Genomic DNA, 26,848 nt, shown 5'->3' on the forward strand with positions numbered 1-26,848 from the left:
GGATGGATAACGGTTGCCCGCCCCGGCCCACAATGGACATCTGTCACCAGGCGGCGTGTCGGTCGCCGGAAGCGGCCGGGCGGCGGGGGAGACTGCCCGGCGATGTACACCCCATCCGATCTCGCCGACCTGCTCGAGTGCGAACACCGCAGCGTGCTCAAGCAGGCACTCGCCGCGGGCCTGCCCGGCGCGCCCCGCCCCGGCAACGGCGCCGACCAGCTCGCGGTCAAGCACGGCCGCGCCCACGAGGAAGCCACACTCGACCGCTTCCGCGGCGAGAAGCACGCGGTGGTCGAGATCGAGCACACCGACCACGCCACCGCGGTCTCCGACACCGCCGTCGCGCTGTGGTCCGGCGCCCCGGTGGTCTACCAGGCGGTCTTCGACGACGGCGAGTTCACCGGCCGGGCCGACTTCCTGCTGCGCGACGACCAGGGCCGCTACGAGGTCTACGACACGAAGCTGGCCCGCCACGCCCGCCCCGCGGCCGTGCTCCAGCTCACCGCCTACGCCGACGCGCTGCGCAGCGCCGGCTGGCCCGCCGGGCCGCACATGCACCTCCTCCTCGGCGACGGCAGCACCCGCACCCTGCGCGTCGACGACTTCCTGCCGCTGCTCCGGCGGCTGCGGGAACGCCTGCTCGCCCGGCCCGCGCAGCTGCCTGTACAACTCTGGGCCGACCCGCGGCCCGGGTGCGCGAGCTGCGGTTTCGCCGACCACTGCGCGTCCGGCCGAGAAGCCGACCGCGACCTTTCGCTGGTCGCGGGCATGCGCAGTGACCAGCGGCGCAAGCTGGCCGAGGCCGGGCTCGGCACGATCGACGCGCTGGCCACCGCCGAGCCGCAGGACCGGCCTCGGGAGCTGTCCGAGGCCAGTTTCACCACCCTGCGTGCCCAGGCCAAGATCCAGGTCCGGCAGGACGAGACCGGCGAGGTCAGCTACGAGATCATCGATCCGGAGCCGCTCGCCGCGCTGCCGCAGGCCAGCCCCGGCGACGTCTTCTTCGACATGGAGGGCGATCCCTACGCCCTCGGCGGCAGCGGGCTGGAGTACCTGTTCGGCGCGGTCACCACCGACGGCGGCCAGCGGTTCACCCCGTTCTGGGCGCACTCCAGGGCGGAGGAGAAGCGGGCGTTCGAGCGGTTCGTCGACTTCACCATGGAACGCCTGGCCGCCCACCCCGGCGCGCACGTCTACCACTACGCGCCCTACGAGGTCACCGCGCTCAAGCAGCTCGCCGCACTGCACGGCACCCGCGAGGAGCAGGTCGACGACCTCCTGCGCGGCGGCGTGCTCATCGACCTGTACGCGGTGGTGCGCAAGGCTTTGCTGGTCTCCCAGCGGTCGTACTCGATCAAGTACCTCGAGCCGCTGTACATGCCGGAGGCACGCGACGGCGACGTCAAGACAGCGGTGTCGAGCATCGAGGCCTATGAGGAGTACCTGACGCTCTCGCAGCTCGGCGAACCCGAGCAGGCGGCCGAGGTGCTGCGCGGCATCAGCGACTACAACGAGTACGACTGCGTGTCCACCTTGCGGTTGTTCGAATTCCTGCACCAGATCCGCGAGAAGGCCGGGATCGAACCGCTGCCGGACGAGTCCGGTGAGGACGCACTGCTGCAGGACACCGCCGACGAGGTCGCCGCGCAGCGACGGGCAGAGCGCGCTGCGCGGCTGGCGGAGCTGGTCGATCCGCTGCTCGACGGCCTGCCCGCGGACCCGGTGGACTTCACCGAGTCCGACCGCGCGAAGGCGCTGCTCGCCGCGTCGGTGGGTTATCACCGCCGCGAGACGAACCCGGCCTGGTGGGAGCACTTCCGCCAGCTCACCGCGCCGCTGACCGAGCTCGAAGTGGACACCAGCTGCGCGGTGCCGATGTCGGTGCACGCGGGGGAGTGGGTGCCGCCGACCGGCCGCGCCCGCACCGCGAAGCGGTCGCTGACCATCGCCACCGATCCCGAGCACCCGCACCCGTTCACCACCGGCGACAAGGTGCGCCTGCGCTACGGCTCGGAGGCCAGGAAGGCCGAGGTGATCGCCGCCTCGGCCGAGGAGCTGACGATCCAGGAGAGCAGCAAGGTCGACGAGACCATCGACGCCCGCCCGCTCGCCGTGCTGCCAGGGGAACCCGTCCGGCCCACGCCGAAGGACGAGGCGGTGGCCGACCTGGCCGAGCTGGTGGTCGGCAGGCTGCCGGAACTGCCGCCGCACCCCGGCGTCGATCTGCTGCGCCGCCTGCCACCCCGGCTGCGCCAGGGGAAGAAGCTGCCGGAGTCCGGTGAGGACCTGGTCCGCACGGTGATCGAGGCGGTGGACGCGCTCGACGGCTCGGCGCTGGCCGTGCAGGGGCCGCCCGGCGCGGGCAAGACCTACCTGGCGGGCAAGCTGATCGCGCACCTGGTGAAGGCCGGGAAGACCGTCGGGGTCACCTCGAACAGCCACAAGGCCGTGGAGAACGTGCTGAGCGCGGCCATGGCGAACGCGCCGGACCTGCCCTGCGCCAAGCGTGCGCGCAAGGTCCCGGACCCGGAATCGTTGTGGGAGCAGCCGAAGGGCAACAAGGAACTGGCGAAGTGGCGCACCGAGCACGAAACCGGGCACCTCGTCGGCGGGACGGCCTGGAACTTCGCCAGCGCCGAGCTGCGTGCCGAGCCGTTCGACGTGCTGATCGTGGACGAGGCCGGGCAGTTCGCGCTCGCCGACGCGCTCGCGGTCTCGATGTGCACGAAGAACCTGGTGCTGCTGGGCGATCCGCAGCAGCTGCCGCAGGTGGTGCAGGGCACGCACCCGGCGGGCGCGGAGGCCTCGGCGCTCGGGCACCTCATCGGCGAGGCCGACGTCATCCCGCCGGAGCTGGGTTATTTCCTCGACCAGTCCAGGAGAATGCACCCGGCGGTCTGCGAACCGGTCTCACGGCTGTCCTACGCGGGCAAGCTGCACGCGCACCCGACTGCCGCGGACCGGGGCATCGACGGCGTCCCCGCCGGGCTCTACCTGTCCGAAGTGGACCACCGGGGCAACACCACGCGCTCGGTGGAGGAAGCCGCCGAGGTGACCGCGATCGTGCGCGCCCTGCACGGTCGCAAGTGGACCGATCACGACCGGGTGCGGCCGCTGGACGACGGCGACATCCTCGTGGTGGCGCCGTACAACCTGCAGGCGCGGGTGGTCGGCCGGGCACTGGAGCGGGCCGGCTTCCCCGGGGTGCGGGTGGGCACGGTGGACCGGTTCCAGGGCCAGGAGGCGCCGGTGGTGATCACCACGATGACCTCGTCGTCCGCGGTGGACCTGCCGCGCGGCCTGGACTTCCTGCTCTCCCGCAACCGCCTGAACGTCGCGTTGTCGCGGGCTCAGGCGGTCGCGGTCCTGGTCTGCTCGCCGCGCCTGGTCGAAGCCGACATCCGCACGGTCGAGCAGATGCGGCTGGTCTCCGGCATGGTCGGGCTGATGGCGGGCGCCGAGCCGTTCACGGCGTGAAGTTGCCCGCCGTGCCGGTGCTGTCCTGGGCGTAGGTCAGCTTCGGCGGGAACCACTCGCTCATCCGCTTCCACTCCGCGGCCGCCGCGTCCGGGGTCATCTTGGAGATGTCGGACATCTTCTGGTCGAACTTGGCCACGTCGTAGGAGTAGCCGCGGCCGACCTCGGCGAAGTGGGTGATCGTGGCCATGTCCTTGACGTGCGGCGGCAGGTCGGCGAAGTCCTTGCGACCCTTGGCCCAGTCGTTGAGGTCGGCTGCCGCGCTCTTGCCGCCGTCGCCGCCGGGCGCGGTCACGTTGTTGACGAAGTCGTTGTAGCTGGTGGGTTTGCGACCGTCCATCTTGACCACCGGGTCGTACTGCTGGAACCCCGGGCCGAGCTTGATCCCGTGGTGGTCCAGGCCGATCTTGGTGTAGGGCGGCAGGCTGTCCAGGTAGGCCTTGGTGGAGGCGTGGTTGCCCGGCTTCATCCAGACCTGCGAGTGCCAGTGCCTGCCGAGGTTCGCCAGTTCGTCGGCTGTCGGGCCCTTGAGCGGGTTCTTGAAGCCCGGCGGCACCGGCCGGTTCGGCGGCGCCGCGCTGCCGCCGGTGTTGCCCGCGTTGTGGGTCGAGTTCGGCGTGGTGGGGGCCCGGTCCGGGTCCTGGCTGCGGGTGCACACCAGGCCGAGCACGTCGGTGTCGGCGTACGGGTCGCCGACGTAGGCGAACGGGTTCGGCCCGGCGGCCAGGCCCAGCGGGTCCTGGCTGAGGTACCGCGCCGACGCCGGGTCGTAGTAGCGGAAGACGTTGTAGTGCAGGCCGGACTCGAGGTCGGCGTACTGCCCGGGGAAGCGCAGCGGGGTGGTGGCCCGCGCCGCCGACGACGGCAGTTCGTGGCCCCAGAGCGTCCGGCGGCTGTGCCAGGCGAGCTGCCCGCGCTCGTCGACCAGCTCGGTCGGCGTGCCGACCGGGTCGGTGACGATCGAGTGGAAGCGCTCCCCGGCCGGGCCGCGGTCGAGCTGGGTGACCGGGGTGGCGGTGCCCGGCAGGTGGTTCCAGGTGGTGCTGTGCCGGGTGCCGTCGGCGTCGACGCGGAGCTGTTCGATCAGCGTGGCGCCGTCCCAGACGAACCAGGTGGTCTCGGCGGGCCTGCCGTCGGGCAGCAGGCGGTGCTTGGCGGTCCGCCTGCCGAGCGGGTCGTAGTGGTAGCGCCACTGGTGGCCCTCGGGCGTGGTCAGCGTGGTGAGGCGGTCGCCGGTCCAGCCGTAGTGCCACACCCGCTCGCCCCGCGGGTGGGCTTCGCGACGGCGGACGCGCCTGCCGAGGTGGTCGTGGTCGAAGGTGACGCCCGCGCCACCGGACCAGGTGACGAGGTTGCCCGCGCGGTCGTAGCGCAGCTCCTCGCGGCCGTGTGCGGCGGTGACCGAGGTGATGCGTGCCGCGTTGTCCCTGGTGAAGGCGGTGCGCCCGCCGATCTCGTCCTGCAGCGCGGCGAGTCGGCCGTCGGCGAGGTATTCGAAGATCCGCCGCTGGACCGGGGCCGCACCGGCGCTGAGCTGCTGCGTGGTGAGCCGCCCGCCGGGACCGAAGGCCTGCTCCAGCACGCTGAACCCGTCGACCTCACGGGCCACCGCGCGGCCGTCCGGGTCGTGGCGGTAGCGCACCACGTGCCCGGCGCTGGCCAGCGCGATCGGGCGATCCTGCTCGTCGAAGGTCCATTCACTGTCCACACCGGACGGGGTGCGACGGCGGACGGTGCCGTGCTCGTAGGCGAAGGTGACCGTGCGGCCGTCCACGGTCTCGCGGACCACCCGGCCGTACTCGTCCCGTTCGAACTCCACCGCGGACTCGGCGGAGGTGATCCGGACGACCTCGCCGACCGGGTCGTAGGCGTAGGCGGTGACGCCTTCGGGACCGCGGACCTCGACGAGGTTGCCGAGCAGGTCGTAGCGGTATTCGAGCACCTGGCCGGTCGGCTCGGTGGCGAGCGTGAGCTGCCCGGCGGCGTCGTAGGTGTAGGTGCGCGTGCGGCCGTCGAAGTCGGTCTGCCCGGCCAGCCTGCCCACCGGGTCGTAGCGGTAGGTCCAGGTGCGGCCCTCGGGGTCGGTGACCGAGGTGAGCCGCAGTTCGGTGTCGTAGCCGTAGGTGGTGCGCCCGCCAGCCGGATCGGTGACCGCGGCCAGCAGGCCGAAGGCGCCGTACTCGCGCCGGGTGGTGCGGCCGAGTTCGTCGGTGTGCTCGGTCTCGTTGCCTTCGCCGTCGTAGCGCCAGATCGCACGTTCGTGGCGGACGCCGGTGCGGGAGGCGCGCCGTCCTTCGATGGTCCAGCCGAGCAGGACGTGCCCGCCGCCGACCTCGGGGATCGCGCGCGGCCTGCCGAACTGGTCGTGCTCGACCGCGGAACCCGGCGGGGTGCGGGTCTTCGGCCGTGTGCAGCGGCAGGCCGGTCGACGTGCCGACCGGCTCGGACAGCGGGTCCGGGGCGCCGGAGGCGTAGTGGCGGTGCCAGATCCGGTCCTCGCCGCGGACGGTCACGGAGGTCAGCACGCCGTCGTGGTGGGCGAGGTGGGCGGTGCTGCCGTCGGGCCGGACGACCTCGGTCGGCGTGCCGAAGCGGTCGTGCTCGAACCGCGTGGTGCGGCCCAGCGGATCGGTGCGGCTGCGCAGGTGCCCGTGCTCGTCCCAGGTGAAGCGGGTGGTGTGGCCGAGCGGGTCGGTCTCGGCGGTGGTGCGGTGGTTCTCGTCGAGTTCGAAAACCGTGCGGTGGCCGAGGGAATCGGTGTGGGTGGTGACGCCATCGCCGTACTCGAAGGCGCCATCGAGGTAGGCGCCGTCGCCCACGGTGCGCACACAGCGGCCTGCGGCGTCGTAGACGTAGCGGTACCAGACGCCGTTGCGGTCCTGCCAGCCGGTGACGCGGGCGTGCGCGTCGTAGTCGAAGTGCTGCGGCTGACCGGAGGAGTTGAGCACGTCGGCGAGGTTGCGCCGCTCGTCGTAGGCGAACCGCAGCACGGTGACGTCGGGGGTGTGGTCGTTGCCGAGCACGGTGAGTTCGGCGACGCGGCCGTCTTCGACGCGCAGCCCGACGCGGACGCCGTCGGCGCGCTGGAGCAGGGCGGGAGCGCCGAAGTCGTCGTAGAAGACCTCGGTGCGCAGGTCACCCTCGATGGCGCGCAGGGGCAGGGTGCGGCCGGGGCCGGAGAAGTGCAGGGTCTCCGCGGCGGTGGTGAGGGTGTAGCCCTGCTCGGCGCGGGCCAGCGGCCAGCGCGGCCCGGCCAGCGGGTCGACCGGGTCGTCGGCGTGCGGGTAGACCAGCACCATGCCGTCAGGGGAGAAGTAGCAGACGTGCTCGTCGTCGACCTCGAGGCGCTGGTCCACAGTGGACGTCCACGACGGACCGAACCAGCGACCGGCGCGGTAGGAGGAGACGTGCGTGCGCCGCAGCACCAGGTCGCCGAGGTCGAGGTCGGTCTGCTCGATGACGACCTCGCCGGTGGCGATGTCCACCGGGTCGGACTTGCAGTTGCGGTCGCCGGCGCCGGTGGAGCGGTCGTTCGGCTTGTCGGGCTTGTTGCCGCTGGGCGTGGTGTCCGGTTTCGGCGTGGGGGTCGGCGTAGGAGTTGGCGTCGGTGTGGGTGTGGGGTCCGGGGCTTTCGGTGTGGGTGGCGGTGGGGTGTTCGCTGGTGGTGGGGTGTCGGGTTTGGCTCCGCTGGGCGTGGTCCCACCACCGCCGCCGCCTCCGCCGCCGTTGCTTTGGCCGGGGGGTGGGTTGGGGGTGGGGGTGGCGCCGCTGGGGGTGGTGTCCCCGCCCCCGGAACGCACGGTGTCGGGCTTGGGCGGGGTGCCTTCTTTGATGTTCTTCAGTGCTTTGGTGGCGTCGCCGAAGGAGTCGCCGAGTTTCTTCAGCAGCGGGGAGAGCTTGCTCAGCGCCTGGACCAGCTTCTTGGTGATGTCGGCGATCTTGGCCGCGGTCTTGGCCACCGCGGCGACCACCTGCGGCACCACCCACGCCAACCCGATCCCCAGGGTGAACAGCACCTGCAACGCCCAGCTGATCATGTGCCCGACCAGCTCGGCGATGATGTCACGCACCAGCGACCGGACCGCCCCGACCACCTCACCCGCGGTCCCGATCCCACTCGAGGCGCCCTCGGCGGCGGTCTGCGCCGCCGCCAGCAGCGTCGCGGTGTCCGTACCGCGGGCGCGGTAGGTGTCCCCGGCCGGGCCGGTCCACGACGCGGTGTCCTCCGCGACCATCTTCGCCAGATCCGCGCTGATCGAGGACAGTTCGGTGCCGACGTTCTTCCACGTGTCCGCATGCGACTTGATCACATCCGGATTCCCGGTCAGCGCGTCCAGCGCATCCGAGAGCGGGCCCACGTGCTCGATCAGCCAGCCGACCCCGTTGGCCAGGATCGCCCCGAACGGGTCCATCGCCATCCCGAGCGCGTCGAGGGCGGCCCCCGCCGCACCCAGCACCCCCGCGGCCCAGTCACCACTCTCGATCGCCTTGCTGGTCTCACTGATCGACTCCAGCAACGGCATGCCCGAGATGGCTGTCGTCGAGTCCTGCACCTCGGCCACCAGCGGATTGCCCACGGCGTTCCCCCGCCCCCCTCCAGCTCAGTCGCTGCTCAGTCAGTCACGCAGCGGGTCGAAATCGGGATCGATGTCGTCGTCGCCGTCCTCGGGACGGCGGTTCGGCCGCCGGGTCGGCCCCGCGGCGGGCGGAGCCGGCGGTGCCGGGGGCGCGGGCGGCGGAGTGGCCGCCGGAGGGGGCGGCGGCGGGGTGTCGTCGCGGTCGTCGTAGTCCCACTTCTCGGACACCGCCCCGGCCGCTTCTTCGCCCTCGGGTTCCGGCTCGGGGAACCGCGACCGCAGCTCCTCCATCATCAGCGAGCGGGTCTGCTGGTCCTCGTCCCCGAGTTCGGCCTGCATGGTCTCCCCGACCTGGCCGACCACCTGGGACTGCGCGGTCTGCATCGTGCGCAGCACCATCGCCGAGAGCTCCGACGGCGCGATCTGCCGGATGCGCTCGCTGAACTGCAGGTCGGTGACGCTGCCGTCGGCGCGCACGGTCACCCGCACGGTGCCGTCCGGGCTGCTCGCGCTGGTCCGGATCTGCTCCACCTGCGCCTGGGCCGCCTGGTAGCGCTGCGCCTTGTCGGCGAAGCCCTGCGCCCACTGGTCGATGCGGGCCTCCACCTCGGCGGGGTCGCGGCCGATGGCCCCGAGTCCGTTGGTCATGGCAGCTGTACCACCTTCGTAGCTTCGGCGTCCTGGCGGAACTGGGTGAGCGGCTTGACGTGCGAGCGGTCGGTCTCGCGGTAGGAGTCTGCGGCGGTGCGCACGTTGCCCGCGGTGGTGGTGACCCCCTCGACCGCGGCGTTGAGCGCCTCGATCCCCTTCTCCTCCATCGGGTTCACGATCGGCGGCAGGAACGAGCAGAGCAGCCCGTAGGCGCTGTCGTCCATGCTCACCGTGTGCGCGGCGTCCAGCGCGGTGTTCAGCCGATCGGTGATGCCGTCGAGGTGACTCGCGTGTGCGATCAGATCCTCGGGCTCGACCTCGTAGGCCATGGTTGCCCCTCCCCTCAGCGCGCGCCGGCCAGCACTGTGGCCACGCGCTGCTCGATGCGTTCGTTGTCGGCGGGCGCGATGCTCAGCCACGAGTCCTCGCGCACCATCAGGTAGCGGCCCTGGTGCGTGTCGAACCAGGTGACCAGCGTGGGCAGCCGCTCGGTGCGCCTGCCGCCGATGGTCACGCCGAGCTGACCGCCGGCGCGCCGGTTGTTCGCCAGTTCCAGCAGCGCTCCGGCGTCGTTGCGGGACACCCCCGCGCGGCTGAGCACGATCCGCTCGTCGAGGTCGCCGCCGTACGGGTCGTCCTCGTCCTCCTGCGGTTCGGCCGCTTCGGCGAGTGCCTGGTACGGCAGGGACATCGCCTGCCCGGGACCGGCGTTGCCGTCGGGCAGCACCTCCACGATGGACCGGGCGAGCGCGGTCGGCCGGATCTCCCGCAACCACAGTTCACCACCGGCCAGCACGGCCAGCACCGCGTTGGCACCGCGGGCGGCGGCCAGCGCGCGCACCGGGTAGCCGATGTGCCCGATGGCGTCCACGGCCACGTCGTAGTGCGCGAGCACGAGCAGCAGCGCCTCCAGGTCCGCGTCCACCCGCTGGCCGCGGGCGAGCCCGCGGTCGCCGAGTTCGCGGTAGACCTCGGCGGCCAGCTGAGCGCGCTGCTCGAGCGTGCGCCCGGTGCTCGGGACGTCCAGCGGGTACGGCATCCGGCCGAGGTCCAGCTCGCCCCACACGATGTCGAACTCGTGCGCGGAGAGCACGAAGTCAGGGGTGTTCACGGTTACTCCGGCTTCTTCTGCTTGCGGGCGCCGATCACCGGCGGCGGCAGGTCCTCACCCGGCACCTGGAAGATCTCCTCGCCCTGGATGTAGGCGGCCGAGCGCCGTTCCTTGTCCTCTTCGCCCTGGCCACGACCGCCGGCGGCACCCATGCCGCCGCCCATCGCGCCACCCATGCCCGCCGCGCCCGCCCCGGCGGCGGTGCCGCGCGGGCCGAAGCCCTCGGCGGGCATCCGGCCGGCACCGGTGCCCGCGCCGGTCGAGGCGCCGGGACCCTGCGGGCCGTAACCGCCACCGGCGGCACCCGAGCCGCCGCCACCCGGGCCGAACCCGGCGGCACCGCCACCGGCACCACCGCTGCCCGGGCCGAAGCCACCGGCCGCGCCGCCGCCTCCACCACCACCGCCGCCGAAGCCGCCCATGCCGCCGACACCCGGGCCGGGGGGCATGGAGAAGCGCGGCACCTGCGGGGGGTTCACGCCGGGGCGGTTCGGGCCACCGGCGCCCGGGTTGGGACCGGTGCCGCCGCCGTACTGGGTACCGCCGGGGCCCTGGTAGTCGGGCATCTTCGGCGGTGGCTGGTAGCGGTTCTGGCGGATGGTGTCCTCGACCCCGCCGCCACCGCCGGTCTTGCCGCCGGGCAGGTTCGGCATGGAGAAGTTCGGGGGCGTGCTCTGCGGCGGCGTGCCACCGCGGAAGCCGCTGGGGTTGGTGCCCATGTCGGGCGCACCGCCACCCGGGGTGTTCGGCATGGTGAAACTGGGGGCGTTCTGCGCGCGGGTGGTGTCCTGGCGCGGCATCGAGTTGGGGGAGAACCCGGCACCACCGGGACCGCCGCCACCGGGAATACCACCCGGGACACCGCCGGGCATGCCACCCGGCAGCTGCGGCATGCCGGGCGCGCCCGGGCCGCCACCGGGGCCACCGCCGGGCAGGCCCGCCGCCGCGGGGGAGCCCACGTTCGGCATCCCGGGCATCTGGGGCGAGCCACCGGGCCCGCCGGGACCGGTGAAGCCCGCCGTGGTCGTGGTGTCGGCCAGCGGCTGGGCGGTCTGGAACGGCTGGAGTGGCGAGGTGCCCTGCTGGGCCCGCTGCAGCACGTCCTGCTGGCTGCCCGGTGCACCGGCACCGCCGCCCGCGCCCCCGCCGCCACCGGCGGCGTCCATGTTCTCGACCGAGTTCATCGGACGGCTCGCCGCCATCATCGGCGTCGCCTTGGTGACCGGCGCCACGAACCGCGGCGTGCCGGAGTCGACCTCGCGCGAAGCGGTCTCCATCTGCGACATCACCGTGACGGCCTGCTCGTGCGCGGCGTTGGCCTGGTCGCTCTTGACCCGCACGTCCTGCACGGCGGCGGCGAACCCGGCCAGCCCGCCGGTGGCGAAGCCGTTGGTGACCATCGCCTGCCAGTCGAACTCCACCGGCTCGGGCATCGCCGAGCGGGCGTTCTCCATGATCCGGCCCTGCTCACCGATGCGGCGGCCGACCTCCTCGGCGGTGGTCGCGGCGTTGCCGGACCACTGCACCAGCTCCAGCACCGACTCCCTGGCCGAGTCCGCGCCGTTGCCGCGCCAGCCGCTCTCGGTGGAGCGGATGCGCTCGCCCATGCGGCGCGAGTGCTCGCTCATCTCCGCGCCGATGCCGGTCCACTCCTGGCCGAGCTGGCCGACCTGGCCGGGGTCGTTGTTCAGGTGGACCGACTCGTACAGCTCGCGGTGGCTGCGCGAGCGCCAGTTCTGCGTCTGCGTCAGCGCGAGGTCGGCGGGGTCCGGCTGGTCGTCGTTCACGCGTTGGTCTCCCCGTTCGCGTTGCGGAGCAGGTTGGTCGAGTGACCTTCGAAGTCGCCGTAGCGCTGCATCGCCACGCCCACCGTCTCGTGGGCCTTGGCCAGCAGTTCGCGGTAGGGGACCAGGACGCCGGCGAGGGCGGAGTCGGCGTCACCGGCCCGCTGCTGGAACTTGCCCGCCATCGCCTCGGCGACCGGGTTCTGCCCCAGCGGCGCCTGCCGGGCCAGGTCGATGGAGCGGCGCAGCCACACCTCGACCTGGTCCATCTGCTCGGTGAGCATCCGGCGGATCTCCTCGCCGATCGCGGGGTCCACCGCGAGGTCGCCGGAAGCCACCTGCTCCCGGAGTCCCTCCACGCGGGCGGCGAGCGCGACGACCGTCGCCTGGGTGGGCATCAGCCGCTGCGCAGCAACTGGTTCTTCCTCGGCCACCGTTGGGGCTCCCTGAGATCGACCGTGTCGTTTCCCCGCGAGTCAACCCGAGATGGCGGCCGGGTTCAGCCGGGCGCGGCCGGTGCTGCCCGATCCGACACCGGGTGCTGCCCACTCACCCCTCGGGGCTGGTTCCGTGGCTCGTTTCGTGGCGCAGCCGGGCGGCCAGTTCGGCCGCCGCAGCGGTCTTGAGCTCGGCACACAGCGCGAGCGCGCCCGCCCGGTACTCGTCGGCCGTGGGATCGCCCATCAGCTCCAGCATGGTGATCAGCTCGGCCAGGGTGTTCGCGCGCTTCCAGCGGTTCGCCACCCCGGTGAACACGCTCAGCGCCAGCGTGAAGCACTCGCGGGCCAGCTTGTACTCGCCGGCCTCGCGGCGGGCTATGCCCTCGTGCAGCGCGGTGTCGGCCTCCTCGATGCGGAAGCCGGACGCCTCGAAGTACCCCCGCGCCTCGCGCAGCGTCCTCGCCGCCTCCTGCCAGTCGCGCATGGCCAGCAGCGTGCCGCCGATGTCGAGCAGGGTGACCGAGCGCAGGAACCGCCGGGTGTCCGGGTTGGCTTCGGCCTGCCTGGCGTCGGCGTCGGCGAGCACCCCGCGGTGCACGCCGAGCGATTCCTCGTGCTTGCCGTGGACCCGCAGGATGCGCCCGAGCGCGTTGCGGATGGTGCCCTCGCCGGTCCAGAAACCGAGCACTTCGGACAGTTCGACCGCGCGGCGCACGCTCTCGAGCGCTTCGTCCAGCCTGCCCAGCCGCATCAGCACCGAGCCCCGGTAACCCAGCGCCCACGCCTGCTCGGACTTGTCGCCGATTTCGATGGCCACCGCCAGCGCCTCGTTGTGCGCGGACAGCCCGCCGTCGTTGTCGCCGAAGCAGAAGTACCGCGCCCAGCCGACGAAGTTCAGCAGCACCGCCTCGTCGAGCTGGTTGCGCAGCGCGCGAGCGGAATCCACGCCGCGCTGGAAGATCTCGTCCCACGGCCGTTGCTGGGTCCGGCCGTCGGAGTACCAGTGCAGGGCGCGTGCGAGGTCGACCACTTCGCGGTGCAGGCCTTCCCCCGGCGCTTCGCGGTGGGCCGCGAGCCAGTTGCCCGCTTCGACGTCCAGCCAGGCGCCCGCGCCTTCGCGCGTGTCGAACCGGCGCGCGGCGTGGGTCGGGGCGACCAGCGCGTCCGGCATGAAGGCGCGACCGGCTTCGGTCGCGGTGTGCAGCAGGTGGTCGAGCATGGTGCGCCGGTGGCGATCGCGGTCGCCGGGCTTCTCCTCGGCTTCCAGGCGTTCCACCGCGAAGATCCGGATGAGGTCGTGGAACTGGTACCGGCCCGGCGCGGCGGCCGCCTGCAGCAGGTTGGCGTCGACCAGTTCGTCGGCGTGGATCTGCACGTCGGCTTCGGCCATGCCGGTGGCCACCGCGGCCAGTTCGCTGCCGAAGTCCGGGCCGGGCACGATCGCGAGCCTGCGGAAGACCAGGCGGGCGGCGGGGGAAAGGCGCCGATGTGACATCTCGAAGGCGGAACGCACTTGCAGATCGCCCGCCGACAGCGAACTCAGCCGCGTGCGCTCGTTGCGCAGCTGGGTGGTCAGGTAGGCGATCGTCCAGTGCGGGCGGCTGGCCAGCCGGTTGCCCGCGATCCGCACGGCCAGGGGCAGATTTCCGCACAACGCCACCAGTTCCGCGGTGGCCCGCGGTTCGGCGCGGACCCTGGCTTCCCCGGCGATCGCGGTGAGCAGTTCGACCGCGCCGAGGTCGACCAGTGGCTCGAGCCACAGCCAGCGCGCCGATTCCAGCCCGGCGAGCGCGCTGCGGCAGGTGATCAGCGTCAGGCAGCCGGGGGAGGCCGCGAGCAGCGGGCGCACCTGCGCCTCGTCGGCGGCGTTGTCGAGCAGCAGCAGGATGCGGCGGCCGGTGAGCAGCGAGCGGAACAACGAGCTCTGCTCGGGCACGGTCATCGGGATCTGCTGCGGGGGCACGTTCAGCGCGCGCAGCAACTGGGTGAGCGCGGTGCGCGGGCTGGTCGGCTCCTCGTCCATGCCGCGCAGGTCCAGCGCGAACGCGCCGTCGGGGAACTGCGGGCGCAACTGGTGCGCCGCGGTGACCGCCAGCGCGGTCTTGCCGACGCCGGGGTGCCCGACCACGGACACCACCACGCCGCCCGCCGCGTCGGACACCGCTTCCCGGTGCAGTTTCGCCAGTTCGCCTTCGCGGCCGAGCAGATCCGGCACGGACGGCGGCAGCGTGACCGATGGCGCGCTGTCGCTCTCCTCCTCGGATTTCGGTGTGCGTCGGCGGCCGAGGCGCGCGGCTTCGAGGAACTCCTGCCGGTCTCCGCCGACGAGGCCGAGCGCGTCGGCGAGCGCGGTCGCGGAGCGCCGCTGTGCCCCTAGGGCACGCCCGCGTTCCAGGTCGCTCAGCGCGCGGATGCTCACGCCCGAGTTCTCCGCCAGGTCGGCCTGGGTGAGCCCGGCCGCGCGGCGGTGGCGGAGCAGGAGCGCGCCGAAGGCCGCTTCGTCGGTTCGCTGTCCGTCGTTCACCACGGTCCATTTAACCGGCAGAATTGGCGAGCGCGAAAAGCTGCCGGTTGTTCCGCCTGGTCTGCCGGTGTGCTAGCCGCTTGACTAGGGTGGTGACCTCGAGTTTGCCCACCAGCCGAATCCCCGCTCCGCCTGGGAAACCGGCCCTGCGCGCGGTTCCGTCACCGGTCCGGGTGACGGTGCTCGCCGCGGATCCGTTCGTCCTGGCCGGGGTTTCCGGTGAACTGAAGGCCAAGCCCGGTGTCCACTTGGTGGACGCCCAGGCCGACGTGGTCGTCGCGGTGCCGGACGGCACCCGGAAACTGCACGAGGTGCTCGCCGGGATCGACCCGCGGGCGCGGGTGGTGCTGGTCGCCGACGATCCCCGGCCCGCCGAACTGCTGACCGCGGTCGAACACGGCCTGGCGGTGCTGCTGCCCCGCCAGGAGGCGACCACCGCGCGGCTGCTGCACGCGATCAACGACGCCTACCAGGGCCGTGGCGCGCTGCCCGCCGAACAGCTCGGCGAGTTGCTCAAAGGGGTGACGCGGCTGCAGCGCGAGGTGCTCGAACCCCGCGACCTGACGCTGAGTGGCCTGTCCCGCCGGGAGACCGACGTGCTGCGCCTGCTCGCCGAGGGGCGCGACACCGCGGAGATCGCCGCGGAGATGGCGTACTCGGAGCGGACGGTGAAGAACATCCTGCACGGGCTGCTGACCCGCCTCGACCTGCGCAACCGCACGCACGCCGTGGCACACGCCCTGCGCCTCGGCCTGATCTGACGGCCCGGCCGGCCCAGGCCAGTCCTTTGTGGCCACACCCGGAGCGGTGTGTGCCACGACACGGAGGTGGCTTCGGGAGGCCAAGCCACCTCCGTGTCCTCGGCGCGGTCATTTCGGTGGGGTGACGGCGGTTTCCACTTCGGCCAGGGTGTCCGCGGAGACCAGGCCGGTGTCCTCGAGCACCTCCATGTGATCGAGGACGGTCTGGTTCGCCTCGCGCGCGTGCCTGCGGATGAGGTCGTTCTGCGTGCCGGCGCGGACCTCGCCGATGGTGGCGAAGATCTTGCCGTGCGAGGACCGGAGCACGTTCGCGAAGAACCGGTCGAACTCCTCGCCGCGCAGGCCGTTGAGCTGGTCGACCCACTGCTGCTGTTCCGCGGTCGCCTCGTTGGGCAGTTCCACGCCGAGGATCTCGGCGTCCTCGCGGACCAGCTGGTCCAGCCGTGAATGCCCTTCGAGCAGGTGGTGCCCGGCGCGCTTGACCGCCTCGCTGGACCCGTTGGTCTGCGCCAGTCTCCCCGCCGGGATCTCCCACAGCCCGGCCTGGCGCACCTTGACCAGGAAGGTCTTGTCCAGCTCGGTGACCGGGCCCGCGGTACCGGCCTGCGCGGCGGAGAGCTGGCCGGGGGCGGTGACCGCGTTGGCCGCGGTGTCCCCGCTGCGCAGTGAGATCACCACGGGCACCAGCGCGGCCAGCGCCACGACGGCGATCGCGATGGCCAGTGTGCGCAGGCGGAACCGCGTCGGCGGGGTGTGTCGCATGCTGCCTCCAGGTCGTGCGGGGTCTGTCGGGGTCTGTGGGGTCTGCCGGGGTCTGCACAGTGGAAAACGGACACCAGCGCCGGACGTTCGTTCCGCGCGCGAAATTCGCCGGTGCCCGGCGTGGACTGAACCGTTCCCGCCGGTGGTGCGTAGTTCCCCGGTGACCGGCTCCGGCCACTGAGAAGGAAGTGATCAGGTGCGGCACAGGGTGGACCCGTCGCTGTTCGGGCAGACCGCGCACAGTCCGTCGTACTTCGAACTGGCGCGGGCGGGTGAGCAGGCCGGGCCGGTGGTCGACTTCTGCATCCCGTGCAACCCGTACTTCCCGACCCCGGCCATGTTCGACCTGCTGGCGGGCAACCTCGAGGCGGTGCTGAAGTTCTACCCCAGCGACGCCGAGACCATCGGCCGCCAGCTTTCCCGCGTGCTGGGGCTGAATCCGGCGACCCTGGCGATGGCCAACGGCTCCACCGAGCTGATCACCTGGATCGACCACCTCTGGGTGCGCGAGAGCTTGGCCGTGCCGATCCCCACCTTCGGCCGGTGGACCGACCAGCCGATGGAGACCGGCAAGCGGGTGGACATGTTCCCGTTGCTCGAGCAGGACGGGTTCGCGCTCGACCTCGACGCCTACGCCGGGTTCATCCGGGCCCGCGGGTCGCGGGTGGCGGTGCTGTGCAACCCGAACAACCCCGACGGGCACTACCTGCCCCGTCGCGAGGTGCTGCGGTTCGTCGACGAACTGGCCGATCTCGACCTGGTGGTGGTCGACGAGTCGTTCATCGATTTCGTGGAGCAGGAGCGGAGCCCGTCGATCGCGGTGGAGGCGGCGATCCGCCCGAACGTGGTGGTGCTCAAGAGCCTGGGCAAGAACTTCGGCCTGCACGGCATCCGCTTCGGTTACCTGGTGGGGAATCCGGCGCTGGCCGGGAAGATGCGGCGGACCCTGCCCAAGTGGAACCTCAACTCACTGGCCGAAACCGTGGTCTTCATGCTCGCCGAGCACGCCGAGGAGTACCGCGAAAGCCTCTACCTGCTCGCCCGCGACCGCTACCTGATGGGCGTGGAACTGTCCAGGATGCCCGAGCTGACGGTGTTCCCGTCACAGGCGAACTTCCTGCTGGTGAAGCTTTCCGCGGGCATCGACGGCACGCAGCTGCGTGATCACCTGTACACGCGCCACGGCATCCTGATCCGGGAGTGCGGCAACAAACTCGGGATGAGCAACCAGTTCCTGCGGCTGGTGGTGCGCCCGGAGGCCGACGTCGCCCGGCTCGTCGCCGGCATCGCCGAGTTCACCAGGCCGCACGGCGGTTCCGGCGAGAACACCGGCGCCTTCGAGGTGGTGCGCAGCGTCTCGTGAGGACGGTCAGGCACCGGCGCGGCGCAGGCGTTCGGCTGCCTGCACGCGCACGGCCTCGACCGAGATCGGCGGAGTTCCGTGCAGGGCCTCCCATCGGGCGTTGTGGGCGGCCACCCACAAGCTGGCCGCCCACGCGACCTCTTGCTCCTCTTCGGTGAACCGGCGGCCACGGAGTTCCTGATAGGTGTCCAGAAAAGCGGCCGAACTGTCGATCGTGGCCAGAGTCGTCGGCGAGCCACTGGTGAACGCACCGCACGCCGCCCCCGCCAGTGCCGCCTCGGGTTGCCACGCCAGGCTGTCCCAGTCGTGCACGGCCCACACCTGACCGTTGCGCCAGCGGAGGTTCTGCTTCTCGAAGTCGCCGTGGCCGAGCACGCACGGCAGATCGGCGGCCAGCAACCGCTTACGCACTCGGGCGGCCGCGTCCACGATGTACTCGGGCACCAGGTCCGGGTCCCGGTCGTCCAGGAAGTGCAGCGACGGCCACAGCCCGGGATCCGCGTGGTCCCACCGCACCCAGCGCGGGTTCGGCAGTGGCGGCGGGACGAGCACGTCGGCCAGGCCGGTCATCAGCCGGGCGAACACCGCCGCGTACCGGGCGGCGATCGCCGGCGAGTCCCCGCCCAGCGGCTCACCGCCGGGCCGGAACTCCTCGGCGTGCACGGCCAGCGATCCGACGACGACCGCGGGCGTGAGCGGCCGGGGACACGGGAAACCGCGCTCCGCCAGCCGTGCCTGCGCGGCGACGCACGACGCTGTCCGGCCGTCGTCCTCCCGCGCCTTCACCACGACCTCCTGGCCACCGGCCAGCCGCAGCCCGTACACCGCCGACATCTGCCGCACCGCGAACACCACGCCGGCCGGCTCCTCGCCCAGCTGATCGGCGCACCAGGACGGCAGCCAGTCCGGCAGCTCGGTCATGTCAGCTGCGGACCCGCAGCAGCACGACGCCGTGCGACGGGACGTCGGCCGAGATTTCCCCGCGGCTGAAGGACTTCCGCCCGGTCCACAGGTCGGTCATCCGCAGCCGGCCGTCGTCCGCGCCGACCTCCTCGGCGGTGGTGCTGATCTTCGCGGCCTGCGCGGAGCGGTTGAACAAGGCCACCGCCACGTCACCACCGGCGAGCGGCCGGGACCACACCTCGAGGTCGCCGTCGTCGCGCACGCGGTCCGCCGCGACGCCCTTCGCGTCCTGGTTCACCGCGAGCACCGCGCGGTTGGTGAGGATGCCGTGCACACCGTCCGGAATGGACCGCAGGTCGTTGCCCGCGATCATCGGCGCGGCCAGCATCGCCCACATGCTGAAGTGCGCGGCGGCTTCGGTGTCGGTCAGTCCCGGGAAGCCTTCGACGTCGTAGACCCCGACCTCGAGCATGTCCGGGTCGTTCCAGTGCCCGGGGCCCGCCCAGTCGCGCAGCGGCTCGGTCACGTCGATGATGTCGGTGACGCCCATCGGGTAGGTGTTCGGGTTCCCGGTGCGCCACACCGGTTTGATGTCCTCGGTGGTGCGCCACTGGTCGGCGATGTCGCCCCAGTCGTACTTCGCGCCGTTCTTGTCCGGGTGGTAGCTGTTCGCGTTGATGCTGTAGAGGATGTCACGGCCGGTGGCGCGCAGGGCGTCGCGCATCAGGGTGAAACCGGCGATCTGCTCGTCGAGCGTGCCCTCGGGGGAGCACCAGTCGTACTTGAGGTAGTCGACGCCCCAGTCGGCGAAGGTCTGCGCGTCGTGGGCCTCGTGGCCGAGGCTGCCGGTCGCGCCCGGGTAGGCGCCGCCGCGCTGGGCGCAGGTCAGTTCGGTGGGCACCTGGTAGATGCCGAACTTCAGGCCCTTGCCGTGGATGTAGTCGGCGAGCGCCTTCATGCCGCTGGGAAAGCGTTCCGGATGCGCTCTCAGCGAGCCGTCCTCGGCGCGCTCGGGGTCGAACCAGCAGTCGTCGATCACCACGTATTCGTAGCCGGCCGCGGCCATGCCGGAGGAGACCATGGCGTCCGCGGTGTCGCGGATGAGCTGCTCGTTGATGTCGCAGCCGAAGGTGTTCCACGAGTTCCAGCCCAGCGCCGGGGTCGGCGCCGGTTCGGCCGCCCGCGCCGCGGCGCCCGTGGTACTCGCGGTCGCGAGCAGCGCCAAGGTCGTGAGCAGGGCGCGCTTCACCGGAATCATCAACCCACCTCCAGACAAGGTCCAACAAAAACGAACACAAGACAACAACAAACTAACTACGAGCGTCAATAGGACGTTCAGGCATACCGCGCGTACGCTGCGCGGCTCGCTGCCGCCGTGGGACCGGGTGGCTGGGGGAGGCGCGGGACTACTGGAGGAGTGCGTGGCTGACTACCGCGTTTCGCCGCGCGATGACGGCACGGTGGCCGGTCACCTCGGGGTCCCCCGCGTGTCACGAATGTGGCTTTGGGGGCCATATCCGCCCCCAAAGCCACATTCGTGTCATCGCCCCCACTTATGTGCTGTGAATGTGGCTTTCACGGCGGAATGTGCCGTGAAAGCCACATTCACGGCACCAGTTCCCCTCCCCGGCCCGAGGTGGTGGTCGGCTGGGGCCGGGACATGACCTCGCCGACGAAGTGGACCTTCTGAGCGGGTCAGCGGGTCAGCGCGGCGGCCGCGGCCTTGGCGACGACGTCGGCGGTGGCGGCCAGCGCGGGTGAGTCGAGTTTCCACTGCTGCCAGAACAACGGCACGTCGATCGCGTGCTCCGGGGCGAGGTCGACCAGCGTGCCGGCACGCAGGTGCGGTTCCGCCTGCGCGGTGGGCACCATGCCCCAGCCCAGCCCGGCGGCCACCGCTTCGACGAAGCTCTCCGACGACGGCACGTAGTGGCGTCGCGGGCCGGCGCCCCGGCCGTGCGTCAGCTTGCGGGTGAGCCGGTCCTGCAGGTCGTCGCGGCGGTCGAACAGCACCACCGGCGCGTTCGGCAGCGTCTGGCGCAGGGGGCCGTCGCCGAGGCGGCGGGCCGCGAAATCCGGGCTCGCCATCGGCAGGTACCGCATCCGGCCCAGCGTGCGCACCGAGCAGCCGGTGACCGGGTCCGGTGAGGACGTCACCGCCGCCATCACGACGCCCTCGCGCAGCAACGCGGTGGTGTGGTCCTGGTCCTCGCGGTGCAGTTCGAAGACGACCCGCAGGTCCTCGGGGACCTCGGCCAGCGCGGGCAGGAACCAGGTGGCCAGCGAATCCGCGTTGACCGCGATGGACAACCGCGCCGGTTCGCCGGTGTCGGCCAGGCCCAGTTCGGTCCTGGCGTCACGCTCGATCCGCGCCAGTTGCCGCGCGAACCGGACCACGACCTGCCCGGAATCGGTGGGGCGCACCGGTTTCGTGCGCAACAGCAGCACCCGGCCGGTCCGCTGCTCCAGCGCCTTGACCCGCTGGCTGACCGCCGAGGGCGTCACGTGCAGGGCGGCCGCGGCGGCGTCGAAGGTGCCTTCGTCGACCACCGCGAGCAGGGTGCGCACCTGGTCCAGGGGCAGTTCGCTCATCACGAGCGCTAATGTTACGTAAGAATCTTGAGCTGTACTGTTGACGCCCCGGCTCGTAGCTTCGGGGCATGGGCAAAATCCTGCTGACCGCGGCCGCCGGTTTCGGTACCAGCCTGTCGTTGATCGTCGCGATCGGCGCGCAGAACGCCTTCGTGCTGCGCCAGGGCATCCGCCGCGACGGCGTGCTCGCGGTGGTGGCGATCTGCGCGGTGTCCGACGCGGTGCTGATCGCGCTCGGCGTGGCCGGGGTCGGCGCGGTGGTCGCCGCCTGGCCGCAGGCGGTCACGGTGGTCGGCCTGCTCGGCGGTGCATTCCTGCTGTGCTACGGCTTCCTCGCCGCGCGCCGGGTGTTCCGGCCGTCCGGGATGCAGGTCGACCTGGACCGGCCCGCCTCACCGCGGCGCGCGGTGCTCACCTGCCTGGCGATGACCTGGCTGAACCCGCACGTCTACCTGGACACCGTGCTGCTGCTCGGTTCCGTGGCCGCGGCCCGCGGCGACCTGCGCTGGGCGTTCGGCGTCGGCGCGGTGCTGGCCAGCCTGTGCTGGTTCACCGCGCTCGGCTTCGGCGCGCGCCTGCTCACCGGCTTCTTCGCGCGCCCTTCGGCTTGGCGGCTGCTCGACGGACTGGTCGCGGCGACCATGGTCACTTTCGGGGTGGTGCTGGTCGCCGGTGCCTGACGCCGGACGCGGGCGGGGCAAGACCAGGGGCGTCGCGGCCGGGCGCCACCCATCGGGAACATCCGCGCACCACTGGTTCGAGCAGGACTGGCCGGGGTGACTACGGTTGGTCGTGTCCCGCCGACCGTTTTCCCGAGAGGAACCACCATCGTGGCCGAGACCGACCGCCTGATCGCGGAACGCTACCGGCTGCTGGAGCGGATCGGCGCCGGCGCGATGGGCGTGGTGTGGAAGGCCGAGGACGAGCGCCTGGACCGGGTCGTGGCGCTGAAGGAGCTGATCCTGCCCCACGGCGAGGACAATGCCGGCGTGGTCGCCGACGCGAGCGCGCGGGCGATGCGCGAGGGCCGGATCGCCGCGCGGCTGACCCACCCGAGCGCGATCACCGTCTTCGACGTGGTGATGGACGACGACCGCCCGGTGCTGGTGATGGAGTACCTCCCCTCCACCAGCCTCGCCGAGGTGCTCGCGCGCCGGGAACGGCTCAGCGCCGAGGAAGTGGCGGCGATCGGCGCGCAGATCGCCGCGGCGCTGGCCGCCGCGCACGAATCCGAGATCGTGCACCGCGACGTCAAACCCGCGAACGTGCTGTTGTCCGACGACGGGGTGGCGAAGCTGAGCGACTTCGGCATTTCCCGTGCCGCGGGCGACGGCACGCTCACCGCCACCGGCTTCGTCGCGGGAACCCCGGCGTACTTCGCGCCCGAGGTCGCGCGCGGCGAGGACGCCGATTCGCGCTCCGACGTGTTCTCCCTCGGTGCCACGCTCTACCACGCGGTGGAAGGCGCTCCGCCGTTCGGCGTCGGCGAGAACCAGATCGCACTGCTCTACCGGGTGGCCAACGGCGAGTTCCCGCCGCCGGAGCACGCCGGTCCGCTGCACGGGCTGCTGTCGCGCATGCTCGACGTCGACCCGGCCGCCCGCCCGGAAATGACGGCCGTCGCGGCGGAACTGACCCTGGTCACCGAGGCGAAGACGGTCCAGATCGCGCCCGCGCAACTCGGGAGCGGCGGCGGCGGGAACCGGTTGCGCCCGATCCTGCTGGCCTGCGTGATCGTCGTCCTGATCGCCGGTGGGGTGGTCGCCGTGCTGCTGATGAACCGCGACGAGACCCCCGAGGACCCGCCGCCGGTCGCGCAGAGCACGTCGGAGGCCGCGCCCCCGCCACCGCCGCCCCCGGCGTCGTCGGCCCCGCCGGAATCCTCGGCAGCCCCGCCGAGTTCGTCGGCGCCCCCGCCCTCCTCGCCCGCGCCCAACCCCGAGCAGACCCCGCAGCAGGCGGTCACCGACTACTACAGCCTGCTGCCGGGGAACACCGAAACCGCCTACGGCCTGCTGTCCGACCGGATGAAGCAGGCCCGCGCCAAGACCTACGGCGACTACGCCGCGTTCTGGGGCGGGATGAGCCAGGTGCAGGTGTCCAACGTCAACGCCACCGGGGACAACACCGTCTCCGTGAGCATCGTCTACACCAGGTCCAACGGGGCGACCGAACGCGAACAGCACACCTACACGCTGGTGCAGAGCGGCGGGAAGTGGCTCATCGACAGCCAGCGGTGATGCCCGCGAACGGGTGATCCCCGGCGGTTTGCATTACGGATGCGTGAAAGTTGCGGCGCCGCACCGCTGAGCCGTCGTATGGTTACCTACGGTGAGGGGGATCACGGGCACCACCCAGCGCAACGGAGCCGGGCACGCAGGGGAGCCGTGGCGGATCAGCATCCAGGATCTGTCGGGTTTCACCCTGGGGGCCGGTATTTTCCTGGGCGAGTACACCGCGCTGACCTGCGCGCACGTGCTGTCCGACGATCCGGAGGCCGATCCGTCCGGGCTCCGGGTCCGCGTGCGGTTCGTCGGCCTCGACGGCCAGCCCTGGGTCGCCGCGACTGTCGTGCGCGAGGGCTGGGTCCCCCAAACGGCCGCCGGTGGTGACGTTGCGCTGCTGCGATTGGCCGAACAACCTGCCGTGCCCGGCGCGCCGCTGTGCCACACCCGCGCCGTGCGCGACCGCGCGGTGCACACCTACGGCTTCCCGGAACCCCACGACAACGGCGTGTGGGTGAACAACGCCGAACTGGCGGGCCCGGCGGGCGAGTGGGTGCAGCTGAACTCGCCGTTGCCGGGTGAGCGCGTGCGCCGCGGGTTCAGCGGGGCGGGCGTGATCGACAAGGCCACCGGCGCGGTGATCGGCATGGTGGTCACCGAGTACACCGACGAGACCACCGGGCTGGCGTTCATGATCCCGACCCGGGTGCTCACCGGGTACGTCCCGGCGCTCGCCGAGTTCGTCGCCGGGGAGTTGCCGGACGCCCCGGGCACCATCACCGTGCTGATCAGCGACCGGCACACCGCAATCACCAGTGGCTTCAGCGAAGTGGTCGGGGACCGGGCCGGCCGGATGCTGACGCTCGACACCACCGGCAAGAGCCCGCGCGAGGTGTCGCACCGGCTCGAAGCCGAACGCGGGCGCGCCCAGTGGCCGCCCACCGTGGCGCTGGCCGCGGTCGACAGTTCGAGTCAGCCGGAGCGGCTGCTGCACGAGGTGGTCCGGCCGCTGCTGGAGCGCGGGGCGCAGGTGATCGTCCAGTTCAGCGCGGACAACGCGCCGGGTGCCGGGATCGCCCGCGACTGGCAGCGCGACGAGAACGCGGCCCGGCTGGACCGCCTGCGGCAGCTGGCCGCCGGGTTCGAGTCCGAAGAGGACGGTGTACTGGTGCAGGCCCGGCGGCTGGCCAAGAAGATCCAGCCGCTGCCCGAGTTCCGGCCGCGCAGCGCGGAACTGGTGCTGCTGCTGGGCGCCGCCGACGCGGACGAGCCCACGCGGATGCACCGGCGCCTGACGCGGATCGAGGACTGGGTGCGGGAGCAACGCGACCAGCTCACCGTCTACCAGCACAAACTGGCCGCCAAGGCGGAGGAGTACGACGAACTGCGCGGGCAGTTGAGCGCCTACAACGCGATGGCCGTGCGCCACGGGCTGATGGAGGACGAGGAGTTGGCCGAGGTCTACCTCCCGGCGAAGGCGGCGCTGAGCGCGCGCCCCTGCTCGCTCCCGGACGCGGTCCCGCTGGTGCACTCCTACGCCACGGCGGTCCGGCGGAAGCTGGCGCGGACGTGAGCGCCGGCGTGCCGATCTGCCACGGGCTCCCGGTCGGGCCGAACGGGTTCTGCGACGTGTGCGGGCACAGCCGGGTCGCCACGGGCACCGAGGTGAAGCCGGTGGTGCCGTCGAGCCAGCGCCGCGGCACGGACAGCGATCTCGTCGGGGACAGCGAATTCCGGTCCCTGCCCACGGTCGAGACCCCCGATCCCGCGACCCTGGTGCTGACCGATCCGAAGGTCCCGGTGGACCACCAGTTCTGCGGCCGGTGCGGGGCCGAGGTGGGCCGTCCGTACCGCGGGCAGCCCGCGCTGCGCGCCGGGTTCTGCGAGGAGGACGGCGAGCCGTTCGACTTCCGGCCGAAACTGGCCGCGGGCGAGCTCGTCGGCGGCCAGTACCAGGTGCTCGGCTGCCTGGCGCACGGCGGGCTCGGCTGGGTCTACCTGGCCACCGACACCCACCTGCCGGACAAGTACGTGGTGCTCAAGGGGGTCATCGACCGGCACAACGCCGGGGCTCGCCGGCTCGCGCAGGTCGAACGCGACGTGCTGACCCGGCTGGACCACCCGAACATCGTGCGGATCGTGGACTTCGTCGCCCACCCCGGCCGCGGCGCGGACGGCGACGACGAGTACCTCGTGATGGACTACGTCGGCGGGCTTTCGCTGAGGGAAGTGCTGAAGCACCCGGAACTGCTGCGCGTCGAGCACGTGATCACCTACGGGCGGGCGATTCTCTCGGCGCTGGACTACCTCCACGGCGAGAACCTGCTCTACGTGGACATGACGCCCAACAACGTGATCCACGGCGACAAGCGGGTCAAGGTGATCGACCTCGGGGCCACCAGGGCGATCGACGACCGCGACAGCGTCCCCGTGCTGACCCCCGGCTACCGCGTCAGCGAGCGGGAACACCAGACGCACGGGCTGACCGTGCGTTCCGACGTCTACTCGGTCGGCTGCACCCTGCGCACCCTGCTCGACGCCACGCCGGGGGCGTCGGCCGCGGAGGTGGGCACCGAATCGCTGGACCTGGTGATCACCCGCGCGACCGACGACTACGAACGCCGGTTCACCAGTGCCGCCGAGATGTCCGAGCAGCTGGACGGCGTCCGCCGCGAGGTGCTGTTCCTGCGGCCCAGGCGGTCGGTGCGCTTCGAAAACACGCCGGAACTGCTCGACGCCGGGCTCGGCACGGTGCCCGGGCTGGCGTACTGGACCGAGCGGGACCCGGTGCTGGGCAGTGGTCTGCCGGAACCGCGGGTGGCGGCTTCCAAGCTGCCCCTGCCGCAGCCGGACGCACTGGACGACGCGGTGGAGGTCGAGCTGACCAGGGCGCGGGCCCGCATCGAACTGCACGACCCGCGCGCCGCCGACCAGGCGATCGGCCGGGCGAAGGAACTGCTGGGGCCCGGCGCCGAGCAGGACTGGCGGATCGCCTGGCACCTCGGGCTCCTGCACCTGGCCGAGGGCGACGGGCTGGAACCGCGTAAGGCCGCGCAGGCGAAGTCGCGGTTCGAAGCGGTGCGCAAGGCCTGGCCCGCGGAGGACGCGCCGAAGCTCGCGCTCGGTTACTGCGCCGAGGTGCTCGGCGACCGCGTGGAAGCGCTGCGGCTCTACCAGAACCTCTGGGCCCGCGACGACGGCCAGGTCAGCGCCGCGTTCGGCCTGGCGCGGTGCCTGCTCGGGGCGACCGGCAAGGACGAGGAGGAACGCCGGGAGCACAAGGAGAAGGCCATCGCCGCGCTCGACGAGGTGCCCGGCATCTCCCGCCACTACGACGCCGCACGCATCGCCGTGGTGCGCCTGCGGGTGGCCGCGCCGGTCAGCCAGGCCGACCTCGAGGACGTGGCGAAACGGCTGCCGGAACTGTTCCTCGACAACGAATCGCTGGAACTGCTCACCACGCTCGTCCGGCACGCCGCGCTGGAGTACCTGCGCGGGGGCGGGGCCGGCGGCTGGCACGGCGGTGAGCTGTTCGGCGCGCCGGTGACCGAGCACGGGTTGCGGAAGGGGCTGGAGAAGTCGTTCCGCCGCATCGCCGGGCAGGCCCGCGACGAACACCGGTACGGCGACCTGGTCGACCGCGCCAACGAAGTCCGCCCGCTGACGCTGAGGTGAGGC

19 protein-coding genes are annotated in these 26,848 nt (G+C 72.0%); 7 read left to right on the top strand and 12 right to left on the bottom strand.

Annotation, left to right across the window (positions count from 1 at the left end; all coding sequences use genetic code 11):
• The first annotated feature begins 102 nt into the window (after window positions 1-102).
• A complete protein-coding gene (locus JOM49_RS22425) occupies window positions 103-3,477 on the top strand; it encodes a TM0106 family RecB-like putative nuclease (RefSeq protein WP_209666207.1) in 3,375 nt (1,124 codons plus the stop codon).
• Here JOM49_RS22425 and JOM49_RS43200 read toward each other — a convergent pair.
• From JOM49_RS43200 to JOM49_RS22460, 8 genes are all read right to left on the bottom strand, one after another.
• The gene (locus JOM49_RS43200) at window positions 3,467-5,266 is read right to left on the bottom strand and encodes an RHS repeat domain-containing protein (RefSeq protein ID WP_443626900.1); all 1,800 of its coding nucleotides are present in this window, start codon (window positions 5,264-5,266) and stop codon (window positions 3,467-3,469) included. The genes JOM49_RS22425 and JOM49_RS43200 overlap by 11 nt on opposite strands.
• Complete coding sequence (locus JOM49_RS43205) at window positions 5,175-8,054, bottom strand: DUF6531 domain-containing protein (protein WP_443626166.1); 2,880 nt, start codon at window positions 8,052-8,054, stop codon at window positions 5,175-5,177. The genes JOM49_RS43200 and JOM49_RS43205 overlap by 92 nt, the downstream gene beginning before the upstream one ends.
• Before the next feature lie 39 nt (window positions 8,055-8,093).
• Window positions 8,094-8,702, bottom strand: a complete 609-nt coding sequence (locus JOM49_RS22435; protein ID WP_209666208.1) for a YbaB/EbfC family nucleoid-associated protein — start codon at window positions 8,700-8,702, stop codon at window positions 8,094-8,096.
• On the bottom strand, window positions 8,699-9,034 hold the full coding sequence (locus tag JOM49_RS22440; RefSeq protein ID WP_209666209.1) for a type VII secretion target: 336 nt from the start codon (window positions 9,032-9,034) through the stop codon (window positions 8,699-8,701). The genes JOM49_RS22435 and JOM49_RS22440 overlap by 4 nt, the downstream gene beginning before the upstream one ends.
• 14 nt (window positions 9,035-9,048) lie before the next feature.
• Entirely contained in the window at window positions 9,049-9,816 is a 768-nt protein-coding gene (locus JOM49_RS22445) for an ESX secretion-associated protein EspG (RefSeq protein ID WP_209666210.1), read from the bottom strand.
• Window positions 9,817-9,818: 2 nt separating this feature from the next.
• Window positions 9,819-11,603: a WXG100 family type VII secretion target gene (locus JOM49_RS43815; RefSeq protein ID WP_209666211.1), complete on the bottom strand. Its 1,785-nt coding sequence runs from the start codon at window positions 11,601-11,603 to the stop codon at window positions 9,819-9,821.
• Window positions 11,600-12,034, bottom strand: coding sequence for a hypothetical protein (locus JOM49_RS22455; RefSeq protein ID WP_282773141.1), 435 nt, complete (start codon window positions 12,032-12,034; stop codon window positions 11,600-11,602). The genes JOM49_RS43815 and JOM49_RS22455 overlap by 4 nt, the downstream gene beginning before the upstream one ends.
• 115 nt (window positions 12,035-12,149) lie before the next feature.
• Window positions 12,150-14,564: a tetratricopeptide repeat protein gene (locus tag JOM49_RS22460; RefSeq protein ID WP_308158840.1), complete on the bottom strand. Its 2,415-nt coding sequence runs from the start codon at window positions 14,562-14,564 to the stop codon at window positions 12,150-12,152.
• A 92-nt stretch (window positions 14,565-14,656) separates the two neighbouring features.
• On the opposite strand from JOM49_RS22460, the gene JOM49_RS22465 reads away from it, so the two are divergent.
• A complete protein-coding gene (locus JOM49_RS22465) occupies window positions 14,657-15,325 on the top strand; it encodes a response regulator transcription factor (RefSeq protein WP_372444061.1) in 669 nt (222 codons plus the stop codon).
• 108 nt (window positions 15,326-15,433) lie between these two features.
• Here the strand turns inward: JOM49_RS22465 and JOM49_RS22470 are convergent, their stop codons facing one another.
• Entirely contained in the window at window positions 15,434-16,087 is a 654-nt protein-coding gene (locus JOM49_RS22470; RefSeq protein ID WP_209666213.1) for a DUF4142 domain-containing protein, read from the bottom strand.
• A 196-nt stretch (window positions 16,088-16,283) separates the two neighbouring features.
• Here JOM49_RS22470 and JOM49_RS22475 point away from each other — a divergent pair, with 196 nt between their 5' ends.
• Window positions 16,284-17,450: a pyridoxal phosphate-dependent aminotransferase gene (locus JOM49_RS22475; protein ID WP_209666214.1), complete on the top strand. Its 1,167-nt coding sequence runs from the start codon at window positions 16,284-16,286 to the stop codon at window positions 17,448-17,450.
• A 6-nt stretch (window positions 17,451-17,456) separates the two neighbouring features.
• Here JOM49_RS22475 and JOM49_RS22480 read toward each other — a convergent pair whose 3' ends face one another.
• From JOM49_RS22480 to JOM49_RS22490, 3 genes are all read right to left on the bottom strand, one after another.
• Window positions 17,457-18,371 (bottom strand): phosphotransferase, encoded by a 915-nt coding sequence (locus JOM49_RS22480; RefSeq protein WP_245369424.1) that lies wholly within the window; start codon window positions 18,369-18,371, stop codon window positions 17,457-17,459.
• Window position 18,372: 1 nt separating this feature from the next.
• Window positions 18,373-19,611 carry a glycoside hydrolase family 27 protein gene (locus JOM49_RS22485; protein WP_209666215.1) on the bottom strand — a complete coding sequence of 413 codons (1,239 nt, stop codon included), beginning with the start codon at window positions 19,609-19,611 and terminating at the stop codon, window positions 18,373-18,375.
• 437 nt (window positions 19,612-20,048) lie between these two features.
• The gene (locus JOM49_RS22490) at window positions 20,049-20,945 is read right to left on the bottom strand and encodes a LysR family transcriptional regulator ArgP (protein ID WP_209666216.1); all 897 of its coding nucleotides are present in this window, start codon (window positions 20,943-20,945) and stop codon (window positions 20,049-20,051) included.
• A gap of 68 nt (window positions 20,946-21,013) precedes the next feature.
• On the opposite strand from JOM49_RS22490, the gene JOM49_RS22495 reads away from it, so the two are divergent.
• From JOM49_RS22495 to JOM49_RS22510, 4 genes are all read left to right on the top strand, one after another.
• The gene (locus JOM49_RS22495; protein ID WP_209666217.1) at window positions 21,014-21,625 is read left to right on the top strand and encodes a LysE/ArgO family amino acid transporter; all 612 of its coding nucleotides are present in this window, start codon (window positions 21,014-21,016) and stop codon (window positions 21,623-21,625) included.
• A gap of 150 nt (window positions 21,626-21,775) precedes the next feature.
• A complete protein-coding gene (locus JOM49_RS22500; RefSeq protein WP_282773147.1) occupies window positions 21,776-23,185 on the top strand; it encodes a serine/threonine-protein kinase in 1,410 nt (469 codons plus the stop codon).
• A gap of 91 nt (window positions 23,186-23,276) precedes the next feature.
• Window positions 23,277-24,743, top strand: a complete 1,467-nt coding sequence (locus tag JOM49_RS22505) for a S1 family peptidase (RefSeq protein ID WP_209666218.1) — start codon at window positions 23,277-23,279, stop codon at window positions 24,741-24,743.
• Complete coding sequence (locus JOM49_RS22510) at window positions 24,740-26,845, top strand: serine/threonine-protein kinase (RefSeq protein ID WP_209666219.1); 2,106 nt, start codon at window positions 24,740-24,742, stop codon at window positions 26,843-26,845. The genes JOM49_RS22505 and JOM49_RS22510 overlap by 4 nt, the downstream gene beginning before the upstream one ends.
• The last annotated feature ends 3 nt before the right edge of the window (window positions 26,846-26,848 follow it).

It is taken from the genome of Amycolatopsis magusensis, assembly GCF_017875555.1.
Lineage (GTDB): Bacteria > Actinomycetota > Actinomycetes > Mycobacteriales > Pseudonocardiaceae > Amycolatopsis > Amycolatopsis magusensis.

Bases quoted from the DNA above. Each gene is read 5' to 3' on its own strand.
- JOM49_RS22425 (WP_209666207.1), top strand. From the start codon at position 103: ATGTACACCCCATCCGATCTCGCCGACCTGCTCGAGTGCGAACACCGC.
- JOM49_RS22435 (WP_209666208.1), bottom strand. From the start codon at position 8,702: ATGACCAACGGACTCGGGGCCATCGGCCGCGACCCCGCCGAGGTGGAG.
- JOM49_RS22440 (WP_209666209.1), bottom strand. From the start codon at position 9,034: ATGGCCTACGAGGTCGAGCCCGAGGATCTGATCGCACACGCGAGTCAC.
- JOM49_RS22470 (WP_209666213.1), bottom strand. From the start codon at position 16,087: ATGCGACACACCCCGCCGACGCGGTTCCGCCTGCGCACACTGGCCATC.
- JOM49_RS22480 (WP_245369424.1), bottom strand. From the start codon at position 18,371: ATGACCGAGCTGCCGGACTGGCTGCCGTCCTGGTGCGCCGATCAGCTG.
- JOM49_RS22485 (WP_209666215.1), bottom strand. From the start codon at position 19,611: ATGATTCCGGTGAAGCGCGCCCTGCTCACGACCTTGGCGCTGCTCGCG.
- JOM49_RS22490 (WP_209666216.1), bottom strand. From the start codon at position 20,945: ATGAGCGAACTGCCCCTGGACCAGGTGCGCACCCTGCTCGCGGTGGTC.
- JOM49_RS22495 (WP_209666217.1), top strand. From the start codon at position 21,014: ATGGGCAAAATCCTGCTGACCGCGGCCGCCGGTTTCGGTACCAGCCTG.